Origin of the sequence: Hydrogenophaga sp. ANAO-22 (assembly GCF_042466645.1) — a bacterium.
Classification (GTDB): Bacteria; Pseudomonadota; Gammaproteobacteria; order Burkholderiales; family Burkholderiaceae_C; genus Hydrogenophaga.
This window is the reverse complement of record NZ_CP159956.1, coordinates 1990136-2005709: the sequence shown is the minus strand read 5'-3', so window position 1 is coordinate 2005709 and position 15574 is coordinate 1990136. Positions and strand designations below refer to the sequence as shown.

The window sequence follows — 15574 nt, the reverse complement described above, 5'->3', positions numbered from 1 at the left end:
TTCAATGTGGCCCACCGGCCATACCGGGTGGGGTTGAAAGAATTATTGGGCGCCACTCCCTCCGCCGTTCGCCAGATAAGCGCCGGAAAAGGGGGTTATTCAGTCGCTAGGTGGCAAGGTGTGCCGCATTGCACAAACGCCGCCAGGGCACCCGCGGAACCGGCTTTGCCGGGCCGCCAGGTGCGCCCCCTTGAGGGGGAGACGCCGCAGGCGGCGCAGGGGTGCTTCCGAATCAGGCGAACACGTCCAGGGGACGGCTGCCGTCGGTGCGCGGGGCCAGCACCGGCCGCGCGGCCGGTTCGGCCGCCTGGCTGGCGCGGCCCAGGGCCTCGGTGCTCAGGCCGGCCGGGCGGGGCTGGTACGAACCATCGCCCTGCGCCTGGCCCTGCGAGCCCACGGACACGCCGCCGAGCTGGATGCCGCTGCGCTGCAGCAGGTCGGCCAGCGATTCGCCGGCGCTTTCGCGCAGGGTGGCGCGCGCCTCGGCGTTGTCGGTCTGGAAGGCGACCTGCACCTCCTGGCCCTTCACGGCGAGCTGGATGTCGATGGCGTCGGCGCCTTCGCCGCCCACGCGCAGGCTGGCGTGGCGCATGTGCTGGGTGCCCCAGTGGCTCACGGTCGGGGCTTCGGCGTCGGCGCGGGCGTCGGCCGGGTTGCGGCCGTCGCCGTTGCCCTGGTCGGTGAAGGACTGGGAGGAAGCGTCGCTGTTGCCGCCGCCGCTGCTGTCGCCGGGGGCGGTGCCGCTCGCGGCGGTCAGGCTGCCGTCCTGCGCCGGGCCGGTGGCCGTGGCGCCGGCGGCGGGGCCGCTCAGGGCGAACTCGCGCGGGTTGGTGGGGCCGGCGCCCACGTCCGTGCCGGCCGAGGCCACGCCCAGGCGCTCGTTGAGGGCGACGGTGGCGCGCACCTGCGCGAACTGGGCGCTCTGCTGTTGTTGCAGGGCTTCGGTGCTGGAGACCGCGCCGCGCTGCCAGACCATGGCGGGAGCGCCGCCTGGCTGGGCGGTGCTGTCCCCGGCGCGCTGGGCGGCGGCGGTGGCGGCCGCCGTGGCGGGGGCTGCGGCGTTGGGGTTGATCGGGCTGAAGGCCGGGCGCGAGGCGGCGGCGGCGCGCGCTTGCGCGGCCGCGTTGGGCAGGGCGGGCGCGGCTTCGTCCACGCGGGTCATGCCGCTGACGTCGATGCCACCCTCGCGGGCGGCGCCTTCGGCCTTGCCGGAGGTGGATGCGGCGGCCGCCGCGCCCGTGCCGGTGGTGGACGCGGTGTTGCCGGGCAGGCCCCAGGCGAGCAGGGCGGCCAGGGGGTTGTCGTCGGTCGGGTCGTCGGCCTCGGCCTGCGCGTCGTTGGCGGCTTCGCCGTCGGGCAGGGTGTTGCTGGCCGCGGTCTGGTGCGTGTCGCTCACCAGGCTCAGCAGGCTGGCGAACAGGTCCTCGGCCGGCTTGTCGGCGTTGGCGCGCGCGTTGCCACCTGGCTGGGCCGGCTTGGACGCGGCTTCGGCGGGCTTGGGCGCTTGGGTGCTGGCGTGCGTGGTGGTCATGGTGTCGGCGTCGGGCTGGGGGTCGTCGGGGGCTTCAGTTGCGGGCCTGGGCCTGGGCCAGGCTCTGGCGCAGGTGGATGGACAGCGCCATTTCGTCGGTCTGCTTCTGTTCCTGGCGCTGGGCCTTGTGGGCGATGGCCTGCACCTTGCGGTCGGTGAACTTGCGCAGGCCGGAGAGGTCGCGCTCGGTGACGTGCACCTGCTCCTGCGCGGTGTCGATCAGGCGCTGGCGGTCGGCCAGCACGCCGCGCTGGAATTCCACGGCGTGGTAGATCTTGTGCATGAATTCGCGGTGGTGCATGAGCAGCGCGGGGTCCACGCCGGTGGCGCTGCGGGTCACCCAGCGGGCCTCGGCCTCGAGGGCGTAGGCCTGCAACTGGTCCATCTGGTCCTGGGCCAGCTTCAGCTCACGCTGCATCTGGGCCACCACGCCCAGGGCCTCGTCCCGGCGTTTCTCGGCGAGTTCCACCACTTTGTTCAGGGTGTTCAGCGCGGTCATCCGGCGTTTCCTTCATAGGGGTTGTGGTGGGGGCGGGTCTGGCGCTGCGACGAAGGCTTGTCCTTCTCGTCCTGCAGCGCGGCCTGCATCTGGCGCAGGCTCTCGGGCAGGGTGGCGGCCTCGTGCATGTCCTGCATCAGGAAGCGCTGCAGGGCGGGGTAGAGCACGATGGCGCGGTCGGTCTCGGGGTCGCTGCCGGCCACGTAGGCGCCGAGCTGGATCAGGTCGCGGCTCTTCTGGTAACGCGAATACAGGCTGCGGAAGCGGCGCGCCAGCTCCAGGTGCACCGCGCCGGCCACGTTGTGCATCACGCGCGAGGCCGAGGCCTCCACGTCGATGGCGGGGAAATGGCCGGATTCGGCGAGCGCGCGCGAGAGCACGATGTGGCCGTCCAGGATGGCGCGCGCCGCGTCGGCGATCGGGTCCTGCTGGTCGTCGCCCTCGGAGAGCACGGTGTAGAAGGCGGTGATCGAGCCCTTGCCGTTGAGGCCGTTGCCGCTGCGCTCCACCAGCTGCGGCAGCTTGGCGAAACACGATGGCGGGTAGCCCTTGGTGGCGGGCGGCTCGCCGATGGCCAGTGCGATCTCGCGCTGCGCCATGGCGTAGCGGGTGAGCGAGTCCATGAGCAGCAGCACATCCAGGCCGTCGTCGCGGAAGCGCTCGGCGATCGCGGTGGCGTAGGCGGCGCCCTGCATGCGCACCAGTGGGGGGGCGTCGGCCGGGGCGGCCACCACCACCGAGCGCTGGCGGCCTTCGGCGCCGAGGATGTCCTCGATGAACTCCTTGACCTCGCGGCCGCGTTCGCCGATCAGGCCGACCACGATCACATCGGCCTTGGTGTAGCGCGCCATCATGCCCAGCAGCACGCTCTTGCCCACGCCGGAGCCGGCGAACAGGCCGATGCGCTGGCCACGGCCGACGGTGAGCAGGGCGTTGATCGCGCGCACGCCGGTGTCCAGCGGCTGGCGCACCGGGTCGCGGTCCATGGCGTTGAGCGGAGCGCGGTCCATCGGCTCGATGTCCACGTTGAGGATGGGGCCCTGGTGGTCCAGCGGGTTGCCGTGCGAATCGACCACGCGGCCGAGCAGGCCGGCACCCAGCGGCAGGCGCAGCGTGCCCCGGTCGTCGGGCGAGGGCGGCTTGTTGGCCTTGCCCACGCGCGGCACGGTGCGGAAGGGGGCGAGCGGCGTCACGCTCGCGCCGCTGGACAGGCCATGCGTGTCGCCGGCCGGCATCAGGTAGGCCTTGTCGTTGGAGAAGCCCACCACCTCGGCCAGCACCGGGTCCTTGTGGCCGTTGTCGATCAGGCACTGCGAGCCCACCGGCACCTTCAGGCCCACGGCTTCGAGCACCAGGCCGGCCAGGCGGGTGAGGGTGCCGCGCACTTCCAGCGGCGTCTTGACGGCGGCGTTCGCGCGCACGTCTTCCATGAAGTTGTCCCAGCGGCTTTCGGTGCCAAAAATGCTGTCGCTCATGCCGAGGTCCTCGCGCACGCGGGTTTGACCCAGAGTCGCCGCCGGGCCGGCTTTGCCGGACGGCCAGCGACGCCCCCTTGAGGGGGTCGCGCGAAGCGCGGCAGGGGTGTTTCACGGCTATACATCGGCATTCCCTGGGTTCCAGGCCGCTTCCATGCCGAGGTTGCCCACGGCGCGCGACCAGCGTTTCTCGATGGTGGCGTCCACCGTCATGGTGGCCGACTCGATCAGGCAGCCGCCCGGGCTGATGGCCGCATCGGCCACGAACTCGGCGGGGTGGTTGCCCATGTTTTCCTGCAGCGCGCCCTTCATCATGGCCAGGTCGCCCGGGTTCAGGCGCACGGTGGCGGGCTGGCCGTCGTCCACCAGCTGGCCCAGGGCCTCGGTGATCACCGGCCGCAGGTGGGCGGGGTCGCTCTTGAGCTCCTGGCGCACCACCTGGCGGGCCAGGTCGCAGGCCAGTTCCAGGATGTGGCGCGAGATCTGGTCTTCGCTCTTCTTGAGGTGGTCGCGCGTGTTGTGCAGCAGCTGGGCCATGCGCACCGCGGTTTCCTCGGCGGTCTTGCGCACCGTGGCTTCGAGCGCGTCGCGCACTTCCTGGCCGCCGGCATCGTGGCCGCGCGAAAAGCCTTCGGCATAGGCCTGCTGGCGCGCTTCCTGCAGCACCTCGGAGGTCACGCCTTCGCTGGCGGTGCCGTCGGCCGGGCCGGCCTTGGGCAGGTCGTCGCTGCCGTCCACGGCGGAGAAGTGCCAGGCGGCGACGCCGTCGATCTCCTCGCGCGGGATGAAACGAGAGTGCGGGTTGGGTTTGGTGGATGCCATGAGGTGTTACCTTGCTTCGCACGAAGAAGCGCCCGACCAGGGGCACCGCGGGTCCGGCTTTGCCGGCCCCAGGTGTCGCCCCCCTTTCAGGGGGGTGGCGCCGAAGGCGACGCGGGGGGTCATACGAAGGCCTCGTCTTCGCCGCCGCCCATGATCACGATCTGTCCCTCGTCGGAGAGCCGGCGCACGACCTTGAGGATTTCCTTCTGCTGCGCTTCCACTTCCGACAGGCGCACCGGGCCGCGCGACTCCAGGTCTTCGCGCAGCGCCTCGGCCGCGCGGCTGGACATGTTGCCCAGCACCAGTTCGCGCAGTTCGTTGGTGGCGCCCTTGAGCGCGATCACCAGCGAATCGGTCGCCACTTCCTTGAGCACCATCTGCACCGACTTGCCGTCGAGCTTGAGCAGGTCCTCGAAGGTGAACATCTTGTCCATGATCTTCTGCGCCAGGTCGGCGTCGAACTCGCGGATCGACTCGATCACCGAGGTCTCGATCTGGGTGCCCATCATGTTGATGATCTCGGCGGCGGTCTTCACGCCGCCCATGGAGGTCTTGCGGATCTTGTCGCCACCGGCCAGCACCTTGTAGAGCACCTCGTTGAGGTCTTTCAGCGCGGTCGGCTGGATGCCTTCGAGCGTGGCGATGCGCAGCATCACCTCGTTGCGGGTGCGCTCGGTGAAGTTCTTGAGCACGCCGGCGGTCTGGTCCGATTCGAGGTGCACCAGGATGGCGGCCACGATCTGGGGGTGTTCGTTGCGCAGCAGTTCGGCGATGGACAGCGGGTCCATCCACTTCAGGCTTTCGATGCCCGAGACATCGCCGCCCTGCAGGATGCGGTCGATCAGCAGCGAGGCCTTGTCGTCACCCAGCGCGCGCTTGAGCACGGCGCGCACGTAGTTGTCGGTGTCGGACACCAGCAGGCTCTGCGACGAGGCCGCGCTGGTGAATTTCTGCATCACCTGGTCCACGCGGTCGTGCGAGACCGCGCGCGTCTTGGCGATGGTTTCGCCCAGCTTCTGCACTTCCTTGGGGCTGAGGTGCTTGAACACCTCGGCCGCTTCCTCTTCGCCCAGCGACATGAGAAAGATGGCGGCGTCCTGGATTCCCTGGTCTTCCATGATCAAAATTCCTTGGCGGTACCGAGGTCAACGACACGTTCGCATGCACACACCGGGTCCAGAGGCAGCGAGGGTCCGGCTTTGCCGGCCTCAGCTGCCGTCTCCCTCCCGCCGAAGGCGAGAGAGGGGGAAGCCGCGAAGCGGCGCAGGGGGTGGCGCCGGCTCATGCCGGTGCCTCCCCATTCACCCAGCCCTTGACGATGTTGGCCACGGCGGCCGGGTTCTCCAGCGCCAGGCGCTTGGCATCGGCCAGGCGCTGCGCCTCGGCGGTGACTTCGTTGCTCGGCATGGGCAGGCCGGGGCGCTCGGGCGATTCGTTGAGCACCGCGTTGAGCGGTTGCACCGGGGTGGTGTCCAGGCGGCGCGCGGCCGGCGTCTTCATCAGCTTCAGGCCGGGGCGGACCATGCCCATGAGCACCAGCAGGCCCAGGCCCACCATGCCCAGCGGCCAGGCCAGGCTGCGCAGCAGTTCCTGGTTGTCCGACTGCTGCCACCAGGCGCCGGCATCCACCTCGCTGGTCTTCTCTACGTTGAAGGCCGCGTTGACCACGTTGACCGAGTCGCCGCGGTCCTTGTTGAAGCCGATGGTTTCACGCACCAGGGCGGTCATCTGTTCGAGCTGCTGCGGCGGGATCGGGGTGCTGGTTTCCTTGCCGGCCTTGTCCACCGAGGTGCGGTGGTTGATCACCACCGCCGCGCTCAGGCGGCGCACCTGGCCGCTGGACTCGCGCACCACCTTCACCGTCTTGTCCACCTCGTAGTTCACGACCGACTCGCGGCGCGAATTGCCACCCTGGCCGCCAGCGCCCTGGGCGCTGGCCACGCCCACGGGAGCGGCGGCGCCGTTGATGGGGGCCGTGCCGGTGGCCGGGGGCTGGTTGCTCACCGCGCCGGGCACGCCCGAGGGCTGGGCGCGCGGGCCGCTGCCGTCTTCCACGGTCTGCTGGCTGCGCACCGTGGCGGCGGCCTCGGGGCCCTGGTTGGGGCGGTGCTGTTCGCTGGTGGATTCGACCTGCGAGAAATCGACCTCGGCGCTGACCTGGGCCTTGACGTTGTTGCGGCCCACCAGCGGCTCCAGCATCTCCATGATGCGGCGGGTGTAGAGCTGTTCGAGCTGCTGCACGTACTGCAGCTTCTGGGTGTCGGCGCCCTGGGCCTGGCCGTCGGGCGGGCTGGAGAGCAGGTTGCCCGCGTCGTCCACGATGCTGACCGCCTTGGGGTTCATCTCGGGCACGCTGGAGGCCACCAGGTGCACGATGCCGGCGACCTGCGCGCGGTCCAGCGTGCGGCCGGGGTGCAGGGTGAGCAGCACCGAAGCGCTGGGTTTCTGCTGTTCGCGAAAGAAACCGTTCTGGTTCGGCAGCGCGAGGTGGATGCGCGCGCTCTGCACGGAGGAGAGCGACTGGATGGAGCGGGTGAGTTCGCCTTCCAGGCCGCGCTGGAAGGTCAGCCGTTCCTGGAACTGGGTCATGCCGAAGCGGTTGGCTTCCATCAGCTCGAAACCGGTGACCGAACCCTTGGGCAGGCCTTGCGAGGCCAGGCGCAGGCGGGTGTCGTGCACCTTGTCGGCCGGCACCATGATGGCCTGGCCGCCCTCGGCGTGCTTGTAGGGCACGTTCATCTGGGACAGCTGGGCCACGATGGCGCCGCCGTCCTTGTCGCCGAGGTTGGCGTAGAGCACGCGCCATTCCGGCTGGCGGCCCATGAAGAAGAAGGCCAGGGCGATCGCCAGCAGGGCCAGGGCGCCCAGGCCGAGCTTGATTTTCTGGGCCTGGTCCATGCGCGCGAAGCCGTCACCGAAAGCGCTGCGCTCCTTCGCGGCGGTCGGTGTGACATCCAGTTCGGCAACGGCGGTGGTGCTCATGGCGTTCGGGGCTCGGGTAGATGGTCGATGGCAGAGGGAGATACACCCTGTTGCAGTCGATTATTCGGTCCCGGTGCCCCCGCCATAGCCATGAAAAGGCGGGGGTTTGTGCCCTTATTCCCGTCCCGTGCGGGCGGGGCGCCCTCTAGCATCTGGGCTCATACCACGTCGAAGGAGTCCGCCATGGACATGCGCATCGCCCCCCTGAGCAGCCAGGCCTTGAACGGCATCGGCTCATCCGCCCTGAAACGCCCCGGCGCGGCCGGTGGCGTGGAGTCTGGCTTTGCCGCCAACTTCAAGTCGGCGCTCAAGGAAGTCAGCGCGTCGCAGGAGGCCGCTTCCAAGCTGCAGACCCAGGTTCAGCTGGGCAACCCCAAGGTGAGCCTGGAAGAGACCATGCTCGCGATGCAGAAGGCCCAGGTCGGTTTCCAGGCCACCTTGCATGTGAGGAACAGGATGGTCCAGGCCTATTCCGACATCATGAACATGAGCGTCTAGAACGGTTCCACCCCGTTGCTTGCTCACTGCGTGTAGCCGCATCCCCCTTCCACGGGCGATACCAGCGGCCCGGCAAAGCCGGTTCCGCGGTATCTCTGGATTCATTTACTTCGCTCCGGACCCGTTCAATGCATCGGGGCGGGGCTGGAGCGGTCGATCATCTGCGCCAGGTCGTTCAGCCAGGGCTCCGCCAGGCAGCGGATCTCGGCGTCGATGCGCAGGATGCGCTGCATGATCTTCGTCTTTTCCTTGCGCTCGTCGGGGCCGAGCTGGTCGGTGGCCGACTTGTGGCGCAGCTGGGCGATCAGCACCGCGCAGGCGCCTTCGAGGCGCACCACCTGGTCCCAGTTCTCCGTCTGCGCGGCTTCCAGCATCTGGCGGCTGGTGTTCTCGATGGCTTTGTAGTAGTCCAAAAGATGGTGCTCCATGTCAGGCTCCCTGCAGGGCGCCAGCGCGAATCTGTTTCCAGGAGTCGGCCAGGGGTTCGATGAGGTTCAGCACCTCGTGGATCGGGGCCGCGTCGTTGCGCAGGTTGGCCAGGGTCAGGCGCTGCACGCTGTACTCGTACAGGCCCTTGAGGTTGGCGGCCAGTTCGCCGCCTTCCTGCAGGTTCAGGCCGGCCTTGAGGCCTTCTTCCACGATCCGGATCGCCTTGCCGATGGCCGCGCCCTTGCTCGCCACGTCCTGACGTTCCATCGCGCCGCGAGCCAGGTTCAGGCTCTGGATCAGCGCGTCGAACAGCAGGCTGACCAGCTGGTGCGGGTCGGCCGTCTGCACGCCGGTGTCGACGGCGACGCGTTTGTAGGTGGAGGCTGCGCGGGTGTTGACAGAGGTGAACATGGCTTGGGTTCCTGATGTCTGATACCTTTCTGTATCGGCACCGGACGGGCTGACTGTAGGCATGAACGGCGCCATTTGAGGGGTCAAGTTCATGCTTTACATCCTTTAGCAACAGTCGCCCGTGGGCACCATCAGCGCAGCAGCGAGAGCACGCCTTGCTGGGCCTGGTTGGCCTGGGCCACCATGGCGGTGCCGGCCTGCTGCAGGATCTGGGCGCGCGAGAGGCTGGAGGTTTCCTTGGCGAAGTCGGCATCCACGATGCGGCCGCGCGCGGCGGAGATGTTCTCGCCGGTGATCTGGATGTTGGCCACGGCGTTCTCGAAGCGGCTTTGCAGGGCGCCCAGGGTGGCGCGCGAGCTGTTCACGTCGTTGATGGCCTTGTCGATGATCTTGAGCGAGAGCTGGGCGCCGCCCGCGGACGCGACGGAGATGCCCCGCATGTCGTAGGCGCCGGCAAACATCGCGCCGGCCTGCAGGTTGCCGGTGGCCGCCGTGTTGAAGCCCGCGAGGTCCGCGGCCGCGCTGAAGGCGGTTTTTTCCGAGAACAGGTGGTAACCCGTCAGCGCGCCAGCCGCGTTGTACGACAGCTTGGCGAACACGCCGGTGTCGGCGGACCGGGCGTTCACCGCGTCCACGATCTGGCCTGCGCGCTCGGTGGCATTGGCGGCGGCCTTGATGGCGCCCAGCGACACCGCGGAGGTGTTGTCGCCCGGGACGGCGTTGATTTGCAGCGTGCCGGCGGCGATCGCCGTCAGGTCCGTGAGCGAGCCCAGTGCCATCTCCGTGGAGACCTGGATCGTGGTGTAGCCCATCGCGCTGGGGGAGCCCATCGAGTCCAGCTTGACCGACACGATGGAGTCGATGGAGATGCCCTCACCGGCGTTGGCGCCGACCTGGAAGGTGGCGTTGGCGAACGAGCCATCGAGCAGCTTGGTGCCGTTGAAGGCCGTGGTCTTGGCGACGCGGTCGATTTCCTGGCTCAACTGCGTGACTTCGGCCTGCAGGGCGGTGCGGTCGCTGCCGTTGTTCGAGGCGTTGGCCGATTGCACGGCCAGTTCGCGCATGCGCTGCAGCATGTCGCCGACCTTGCCCAGGGCGCCCTCGGCGGTCTGCGCCAGCGAGATGCCGTCGTTGGCGTTGCGCACGGCGACGCTCAGGCCACGCACCTGGGCGTTCATGCGCTCGGAGATGGCCAGGCCGGCGGCGTCGTCCTTGGCGCTGTTGACGCGCAGGCCCGACGAGAGGCGCTGCATGGAGGTGGCCAGCGAGCTGGAGGTGGTGCCCAGGTTGCGCTGGGCGGTCATCGACATCACGTTCGTGTTGATGGTGGTCATGGGGGACTCCCGTGGAGTGAGGGAATGGTGGAGGGGTCAGGCGGGGCAAAAAAAAGCGGTTGCAGGCTTTCGCCATGCAACCGCCCTGTGAGGCGATGCCTTGGCGCGATCAACGCAGCAGGGACAGCACGCCTTGTTGTGCCTGGTTGGCCTGCGCCACCATGGCGGTGCCGGCCTGTTGCAGGATCTGGGCGCGCGAGAGGTTGGACGTTTCCTTGGCGAAGTCGGCGTCGACGATGCGGCCACGCGCGGCGGAGATGTTCTCGCCGGTGATCTGGATGTTGGCCACGGCGTTTTCGAAGCGGCTTTGCAGGGCGCCGAGGTCGGCGCGCGAGCTGTTGATGGAGTTGATCGCCTTGTCGATCACCTGCAGCGCCTTTTGTGCGTCGCCGAAGCTGTTGACGTTGATCGCCGACAGCGTGGTCAGGGTGCCGGGAGGGGCGGTGTCGCCAGGCGCGCCGGTGGCGGCGGCGGTGAAAGCGGCGCCGAAGTCGGTGGCGGCGGTCAGGTCGCGGCTCGAGAAGATTTCATAGGCGCCAGCGCCGGTTTCGCGGGCGAACACGCCGGTGTCGGCCGACTTGGCGTTGATCGCGTCCACCACCTGCGTGGTGCGCTGGGCGGCGGTCGTCGAGGCGGCGATGCCACCCAGGGCCACGTCCACGCCAGCGGCGTTCTTGATGCTCCAGCCGGTCGTGCCTGCCGGGATGGCGGCGTTGGCGGCGGTGGAGGGCGCGGCGACGGCTGCCACGAAGTGTTCGGTGGCGCTCAGCTGGCCCAGGGCGGTGGAGTTGGCCGAGACGATGCTGTCGATGGCGATGCCTTCGCCGGCGTTGGCGCCGACCTGGAAGGTGGCGTTGGCGAACGAACCGTCCAGCAGCTTGGTGCCGTTGAACGAGGTGGTCTTGGCGACACGGTCGATTTCCTGGCGCAGCTGCGTCACTTCGGCCTGCAGGGCGGTGCGGTCGCTGCCGTTGTTCGAGGCGTTGGCCGACTGCACGGCCAGTTCGCGCATGCGCTGCAGCATGTCGCCGACCTTGCCCAGCGCGCCTTCGGCGGTCTGGGCCAGCGAGATGCCGTCGTTGGCGTTGCGGGCCGCCACGTTCAGGCCGCGAACTTGTGCGTTCATGCGCTCGGAGATGGCCAGGCCGGCGGCATCGTCCTTGGCGCTGTTGACGCGCAGGCCCGACGAGAGGCGCTGCATGGAGGTGGCCAGCGAGCTGGAGGTGGTGCCCAGGTTGCGCTGGGCGGTCATCGACATGACGTTGGTGTTGATGGTGGTCATAACTAACTCCTGTGAAGTGGTTGGGCTGACTGCCCGGTTGCCCGGGCCACGAACCCATGGAGAAGTTCGTTGAATCTAATTTCGGTGGTGCCTGAGGAATCTTTAGTCCCTTGTGACCGCCGTGTGTCGTGTCAAGCCCCGTTCATCGGGTGCCATCGACCGGCCAAGAAAAAGGGCGGTTGCCTGGCTTTCGCCGCGCAACCGCCCTGGGGGCGATGCCTGCCGGAATCAACGCAGCAGGGACAGCACGCCTTGTTGTGCCTGGTTGGCCTGCGCCACCATGGCGGTGCCGGCCTGTTGCAGGATCTGGGCGCGCGAGAGGTTGGACGTTTCCTTGGCGAAGTCGGCGTCGACGATGCGGCCACGCGCGGCGGAGATGTTCTCGCCGGTGATCTGGATGTTGGCCACGGCGTTTTCGAAGCGGCTTTGCAGGGCACCGAGGTCGGCGCGCGAGCTGTTGATCGAGTTGATCGCGTTGTCGATCACCTTCAGGGCCTTTTGCGCGTCACCGAAGCTGTTGACGCTGATGTCGTCGAGCTGGCTGGCGGCGGCGGCGCCGACGGCCACCGTGCCGGTGGCGGCGGCGGTGAAACCACCGAAATCGGCCACGGCGATGGCGCCTTCCGAGAAGGTCTCGAAGCCCGTCGCGACGCCGGCCGTGTAGGTGGCGCGGGCGAACACGCCGGTGTCGGACGACTTGGCGTTGATCGCGTCCACCACCTGCGTGGTGCGCTCGGCCGCCGAGGTGGCGGCGGAGATCGGGCCCAGGGCCACGCCCTTGACGGTCAGCGCACCGGCGGCGATGGCGGCGTTGGCGCCGGCCGTGGTGGTGATCGTGCCCGCGCCGGTGACCAGCGAGGTGTTGCCCAGGGCGGTGGAGTTGGCGCTGACGATGGAGTCGATGGCGATGCCCTCACCGGCGTTGGCACCGACCTGGAAGGTGGCGTTGGCGAAGGTGCCGTCGAGCAGCTTGGTGCCGTTGAACGAGGTGGTCTTGGCCACGCGGTCGATTTCCGAGCGCAGCTGCGTCACTTCGGCCTGCAGGGCGGTGCGGTCGCTGCCGTTGTTGGAGGCGTTGGCCGATTGCACGGCCAGTTCGCGCATGCGCTGCAGCATGTCGCCGACCTTGCCCAGCGCGCCTTCGGCGGTCTGGGCCAGCGAGATGCCGTCGTTGGCGTTGCGGGCCGCCACGTTCAGGCCGCGCACCTGGGCGTTCATGCGCTCGGAGATGGCCAGGCCGGCGGCATCGTCCTTGGCGCTGTTGACGCGCAGGCCCGACGAGAGGCGCTGCATGGAGGTGGCCAGCGAGCTGGAGGTGGTGCCCAGGTTGCGCTGGGCGGTCATCGACATCACGTTCGTGTTGATGGTGGTCATGGTGTTTTCCGTTCAAAAAAATGGAGGTGGTGGACGATCGATCAGCGCAGCAGGGACAGCACGCCCTGTTGCGCCTGGTTGGCTTGCGCCACCATCGCGGTGCCGGCCTGTTGCAGGATCTGGGCGCGCGACAGGTTCGACGTTTCCTTGGCGAAGTCGGCGTCCACGATGCGGCCGCGCGCGGCGGAGATGTTCTCGCCCGTGATCTGGATGTTGGCCACGGCGTTTTCGAAGCGGCTTTGCAGGGCGCCGAGGTCGGCGCGCGAGCTGTTGATGGCGTTGATCGCGGTGTCGATCACCTTCAGGGCTTTTTGCGCGTCGCCGAAGCTGTTGACGCTGATGTCGTCGAGCTGGCTCGCGGCCGCGGCGCTGTCGGCCGGGGCCGCGCCGGTGGTGGTGGCACCGAAGCCGACGAAGCTGGCGGCTGTGATGGCGGTGTCGGAGAACACCTCGAAGCCGGTGGCGGCGCCGCCGGCGTTGTAGGTGACGCGGGCGAACACGCCGGTGTCGGACGACTTGGCGTTGATCGCGTCCACCACCTGCGTGTTGCGACCGGCGGCGGTGGTGGCCACGGAGACCGGGCCCAGGGCCACGCCGCGCACGGTCAGCGCGCCCGCGGCGATGGCGCCCAGGGCGGTGCCGTCGTTGATCGCGCTGGTCGAGGTGGCCAGCGAGGTGTTGCCCAGGGCGGTGGAGTTGGCCGAGACGATGCTGTCGATGGCGATGCCTTCACCGGCGTTGGCGCCGACCTGGAAGGTGGCGTTGGCGAACGAACCGTCCAGCAGCTTGGTGCCGTTGAACGAGGTGGTCTTGGCGACACGGTCGATTTCCTGGCGCAGCTGCGTGACTTCGGCCTGCAGGGCGGTGCGGTCGCTGCCGTTGTTCGAGGCGTTGGCCGACTGCACGGCCAGTTCGCGCATGCGCTGCAGCATGTCGCCGACCTTGCCCAGCGCGCCCTCGGCGGTCTGGGCCAGCGAGATGCCGTCGTTGGCGTTGCGGGCCGCCACGTTCAGGCCGCGAACTTGTGCGTTCATGCGCTCGGAGATGGCCAGGCCGGCGGCATCGTCCTTGGCGCTGTTGACGCGCAGGCCCGAGGACAGGCGCTGCATGGAGGTGGCCAGCGAGCTGGAGGTGGTGCCCAGGTTGCGCTGGGCGGTCATCGACATCACGTTCGTGTTGATGGTGGTCATAACTAGCTCCGGTTGAGTGGTTGGGCTGACTGCCCGGCTGCCCGGGCCACGAACCCATGGAGAAGTTCGTTGCAACCTATTTCGGTGCCTGCCACGTTTTCTTGAGGAAATCGAACCCGACCTGCCGCCGTTGCGGAAAAACGCACGAAAAAAAGCCCTGGCCGCATGAAGCGCCAGGGCATCCGTGGAGCGGACCCTTCAACTCAACCTGTGGACTTGTTCCACTGCGCGATCTGTTGCGTGACGAAGGCGTTGAGCGAGTTGAGCTGGCCCACCATCGCGTCCATCGCGTTGTACTGCTTGAGGTAACGCGATTCGGCGCGGACGGCGCGTTCGTTCACCTTTTCCTGTTCCTTGGTGTTGCGCTTGGCGGCTTCGCGCAGCGATTCGGAGCGCGAGGTCAGCGTGCCGCTGGCGCCCGCGAAACCTTCGGCGAAGGTCTTGAGCTTTTCGCCGAAGCCCTGCGCCGTGGGGTCGACGTGGTCGGCGTTGAACAGGTTCTGCACCGCCTGGGGGTTGTCCAGCGCCTTGCCCAGCTTGGTGCTGTCGACGGTCATCTTGCCGCCCGACTTGATGTCGATGCCGATGTCGGCCAGCGTGGTGAACTCACCGCCCGGCGTGAACGAGCGCATCATGCCGCGCAGCGCGTTCTGCAGGCCCACGGCCGTGCTGTCGCCCTGCAGCGAGCCGGCCACCTTGGTCTCCGAGTTGTAGCCCGTGGTGCTGCTGAGCATGTCGTTGAGCGCGTTGTACGCGTCGACGAAGGACTGGATGGTCTTGGTCATCGCCTCCTTGTCGTTGGTGATCGAGATCTCCACCGGCGCCGTCGTCGTCTGCGAGAACTGCAGGGTGATGCCGGGCAGGCCGTCCTTGTAGGTGTTGCTGGCCGACTCGATGGCGATGCCGTTGATGGTGGCCAGCGCGTTGGCGCCGTGCGTGATCTGCACGCCCGAGGCCACGCCGCCCTGCACCGCCAGGCGCGAGAGGCCGGTGTTGGCCACACCGTCGCTGTCGGTGACCTGCATCTCGAAGCCCATGGCCTCGCCGGTTTCCTTGGAACGCATCAGCAGGCGTTCGCCCGTGGCGTCGCGCAGCACGGTGGCGGTCACGCCCGCGTCGGCCGCGTTGATCTTGGCCGCGATCGCCGTGAGCGTGTCTTCGCCTTCGGCGATCTCGATGTCCACGGCGGCCTTGTCGCCGGCCACGAAGGAGCCCGAGCTCCAGTCGCCCAGCGTGATCTTCAGGCTGCCCGCGCCCATGGCCGTGTCTTTGGGCACCGCCAGCGTGGCCGTGGACTGCGCCCGGGCCAGCTGCGACACCTCGACCGACATCGCGGTGGGCGCGGTGCCCGTGGCCGCGGTGACGCCGACGGCGGCGGCCAGCGAGGAGCTGCCCTTGACGGCCTTGAAGGCATTGGGGTCGGCCAGCTTGGTGCCGAGTTCGCCGAGCGAGTTCATCATCGACGTCAGCGTGCCGAAGAGCGAGATCTTGCTCTGGATCTTGGTGGCCTGCGTCTGCAGCCCCGCCAGCGGCGCGCGTTCGAGTGCGACCAGCTGCGAGACGATGGTTTCGATCGGGACGCCGCTGGCCATGCCGGTGGAGGTGATGGGCATGTCAGGTCTCCGCGCCGGCGCGGGGCGCCGGCGTGTGGGTGGAAGCGGGTCGGTTCTTCATGTTCTGTTTCCTCCGGGATGTACGCACCACACGCCAGGGCATGCGGTCTGTGCATCCCGCAATCGCCGTTGGT

The 15574-nt window shown here is 68.5% G+C and carries 14 protein-coding genes; 1 reads left to right on the top strand and 13 read right to left on the bottom strand.

The genetic code is table 11. The features are described from left to right. Window positions 1–232: 232 nt before the first annotated feature. The 6 genes from ABSY19_RS09520 to fliF form a co-directional block, all read right to left on the bottom strand. Window positions 233–1531, bottom strand: a complete 1299-nt coding sequence (locus tag ABSY19_RS09520) for a flagellar hook-length control protein FliK (RefSeq protein ID WP_382161796.1) — start codon at window positions 1529–1531, stop codon at window positions 233–235. 34 nt (window positions 1532–1565) lie between these two features. Then, window positions 1566–2030 (bottom strand): flagellar export protein FliJ, encoded by a 465-nt coding sequence (gene fliJ, locus ABSY19_RS09515; protein ID WP_382161793.1) that lies wholly within the window; start codon window positions 2028–2030, stop codon window positions 1566–1568. Next, on the bottom strand, window positions 2027–3505 hold the full coding sequence (gene fliI, locus ABSY19_RS09510) for a flagellar protein export ATPase FliI (RefSeq protein WP_382161790.1): 1479 nt from the start codon (window positions 3503–3505) through the stop codon (window positions 2027–2029). The genes fliJ and fliI overlap by 4 nt, the downstream gene beginning before the upstream one ends. A gap of 117 nt (window positions 3506–3622) precedes the next feature. Then, the gene (locus ABSY19_RS09505; protein WP_382161786.1) at window positions 3623–4327 is read right to left on the bottom strand and encodes a FliH/SctL family protein; all 705 of its coding nucleotides are present in this window, start codon (window positions 4325–4327) and stop codon (window positions 3623–3625) included. Window positions 4328–4446: 119 nt separating this feature from the next. Then, window positions 4447–5445: a flagellar motor switch protein FliG gene (gene fliG / locus ABSY19_RS09500; protein ID WP_291113495.1), complete on the bottom strand. Its 999-nt coding sequence runs from the start codon at window positions 5443–5445 to the stop codon at window positions 4447–4449. A 163-nt stretch (window positions 5446–5608) separates the two neighbouring features. After that, on the bottom strand, window positions 5609–7309 hold the full coding sequence (gene fliF / locus ABSY19_RS09495) for a flagellar basal-body MS-ring/collar protein FliF (RefSeq protein ID WP_382161783.1): 1701 nt from the start codon (window positions 7307–7309) through the stop codon (window positions 5609–5611). Between the two features lie 183 nt (window positions 7310–7492). On the opposite strand from fliF, the gene fliE reads away from it, so the two are divergent. Beyond that, complete coding sequence (gene fliE / locus ABSY19_RS09490) at window positions 7493–7807, top strand: flagellar hook-basal body complex protein FliE (protein WP_382161780.1); 315 nt, start codon at window positions 7493–7495, stop codon at window positions 7805–7807. A gap of 125 nt (window positions 7808–7932) precedes the next feature. On the opposite strand, the gene ABSY19_RS09485 is transcribed toward fliE, so the two are convergent. The 7 genes from ABSY19_RS09485 to fliD all read right to left on the bottom strand — a co-directional run bounded on the left by ABSY19_RS09485 (window position 7933) and on the right by fliD (window position 15440). Then, window positions 7933–8235 carry a flagellar protein FliT gene (locus ABSY19_RS09485; RefSeq protein ID WP_382161778.1) on the bottom strand — a complete coding sequence of 101 codons (303 nt, stop codon included), beginning with the start codon at window positions 8233–8235 and terminating at the stop codon, window positions 7933–7935. Between the two features lies 1 nt (window position 8236). Beyond that, the gene (gene fliS, locus ABSY19_RS09480; protein WP_382161776.1) at window positions 8237–8647 is read right to left on the bottom strand and encodes a flagellar export chaperone FliS; all 411 of its coding nucleotides are present in this window, start codon (window positions 8645–8647) and stop codon (window positions 8237–8239) included. A 131-nt stretch (window positions 8648–8778) separates the two neighbouring features. Then, window positions 8779–9981 carry a flagellin gene (locus tag ABSY19_RS09475; protein ID WP_382161773.1) on the bottom strand — a complete coding sequence of 401 codons (1203 nt, stop codon included), beginning with the start codon at window positions 9979–9981 and terminating at the stop codon, window positions 8779–8781. Between the two features lie 109 nt (window positions 9982–10090). Continuing rightward, window positions 10091–11263: a flagellin gene (locus tag ABSY19_RS09470; RefSeq protein WP_382161770.1), complete on the bottom strand. Its 1173-nt coding sequence runs from the start codon at window positions 11261–11263 to the stop codon at window positions 10091–10093. 228 nt (window positions 11264–11491) lie between these two features. Further along, complete coding sequence (locus tag ABSY19_RS09465) at window positions 11492–12637, bottom strand: flagellin (RefSeq protein ID WP_382161767.1); 1146 nt, start codon at window positions 12635–12637, stop codon at window positions 11492–11494. A 41-nt stretch (window positions 12638–12678) separates the two neighbouring features. Then, entirely contained in the window at window positions 12679–13827 is a 1149-nt protein-coding gene (locus tag ABSY19_RS09460) for a flagellin (RefSeq protein WP_382161764.1), read from the bottom strand. Window positions 13828–14030: 203 nt separating this feature from the next. Next, window positions 14031–15440, bottom strand: a complete 1410-nt coding sequence (fliD, locus tag ABSY19_RS09455; RefSeq protein WP_382161761.1) for a flagellar filament capping protein FliD — start codon at window positions 15438–15440, stop codon at window positions 14031–14033. Between the last annotated feature and the right edge of the window lie 134 nt (window positions 15441–15574).

Bases quoted from the DNA above. Each gene is read 5' to 3' on its own strand.
- fliF (WP_382161783.1), bottom strand. From the start codon at position 7,309: ATGAGCACCACCGCCGTTGCCGAACTGGATGTCACACCGACCGCCGCG.
- ABSY19_RS09470 (WP_382161770.1), bottom strand. From the start codon at position 11,263: ATGACCACCATCAACACCAACGTCATGTCGATGACCGCCCAGCGCAAC.
- ABSY19_RS09460 (WP_382161764.1), bottom strand. From the start codon at position 13,827: ATGACCACCATCAACACGAACGTGATGTCGATGACCGCCCAGCGCAAC.
- fliS (WP_382161776.1), bottom strand. From the start codon at position 8,647: ATGTTCACCTCTGTCAACACCCGCGCAGCCTCCACCTACAAACGCGTC.
- fliE (WP_382161780.1), top strand. From the start codon at position 7,493: ATGGACATGCGCATCGCCCCCCTGAGCAGCCAGGCCTTGAACGGCATC.
- ABSY19_RS09505 (WP_382161786.1), bottom strand. From the start codon at position 4,327: ATGGCATCCACCAAACCCAACCCGCACTCTCGTTTCATCCCGCGCGAG.
- fliJ (WP_382161793.1), bottom strand. From the start codon at position 2,030: ATGACCGCGCTGAACACCCTGAACAAAGTGGTGGAACTCGCCGAGAAA.
- ABSY19_RS09475 (WP_382161773.1), bottom strand. From the start codon at position 9,981: ATGACCACCATCAACACGAACGTGATGTCGATGACCGCCCAGCGCAAC.
- ABSY19_RS09465 (WP_382161767.1), bottom strand. From the start codon at position 12,637: ATGACCACCATCAACACGAACGTGATGTCGATGACCGCCCAGCGCAAC.
- fliD (WP_382161761.1), bottom strand. From the start codon at position 15,440: ATGCCCATCACCTCCACCGGCATGGCCAGCGGCGTCCCGATCGAAACC.
- fliG (WP_291113495.1), bottom strand. From the start codon at position 5,445: ATGGAAGACCAGGGAATCCAGGACGCCGCCATCTTTCTCATGTCGCTG.
- ABSY19_RS09485 (WP_382161778.1), bottom strand. From the start codon at position 8,235: ATGGAGCACCATCTTTTGGACTACTACAAAGCCATCGAGAACACCAGC.
- ABSY19_RS09520 (WP_382161796.1), bottom strand. From the start codon at position 1,531: ATGACCACCACGCACGCCAGCACCCAAGCGCCCAAGCCCGCCGAAGCC.
- fliI (WP_382161790.1), bottom strand. From the start codon at position 3,505: ATGAGCGACAGCATTTTTGGCACCGAAAGCCGCTGGGACAACTTCATG.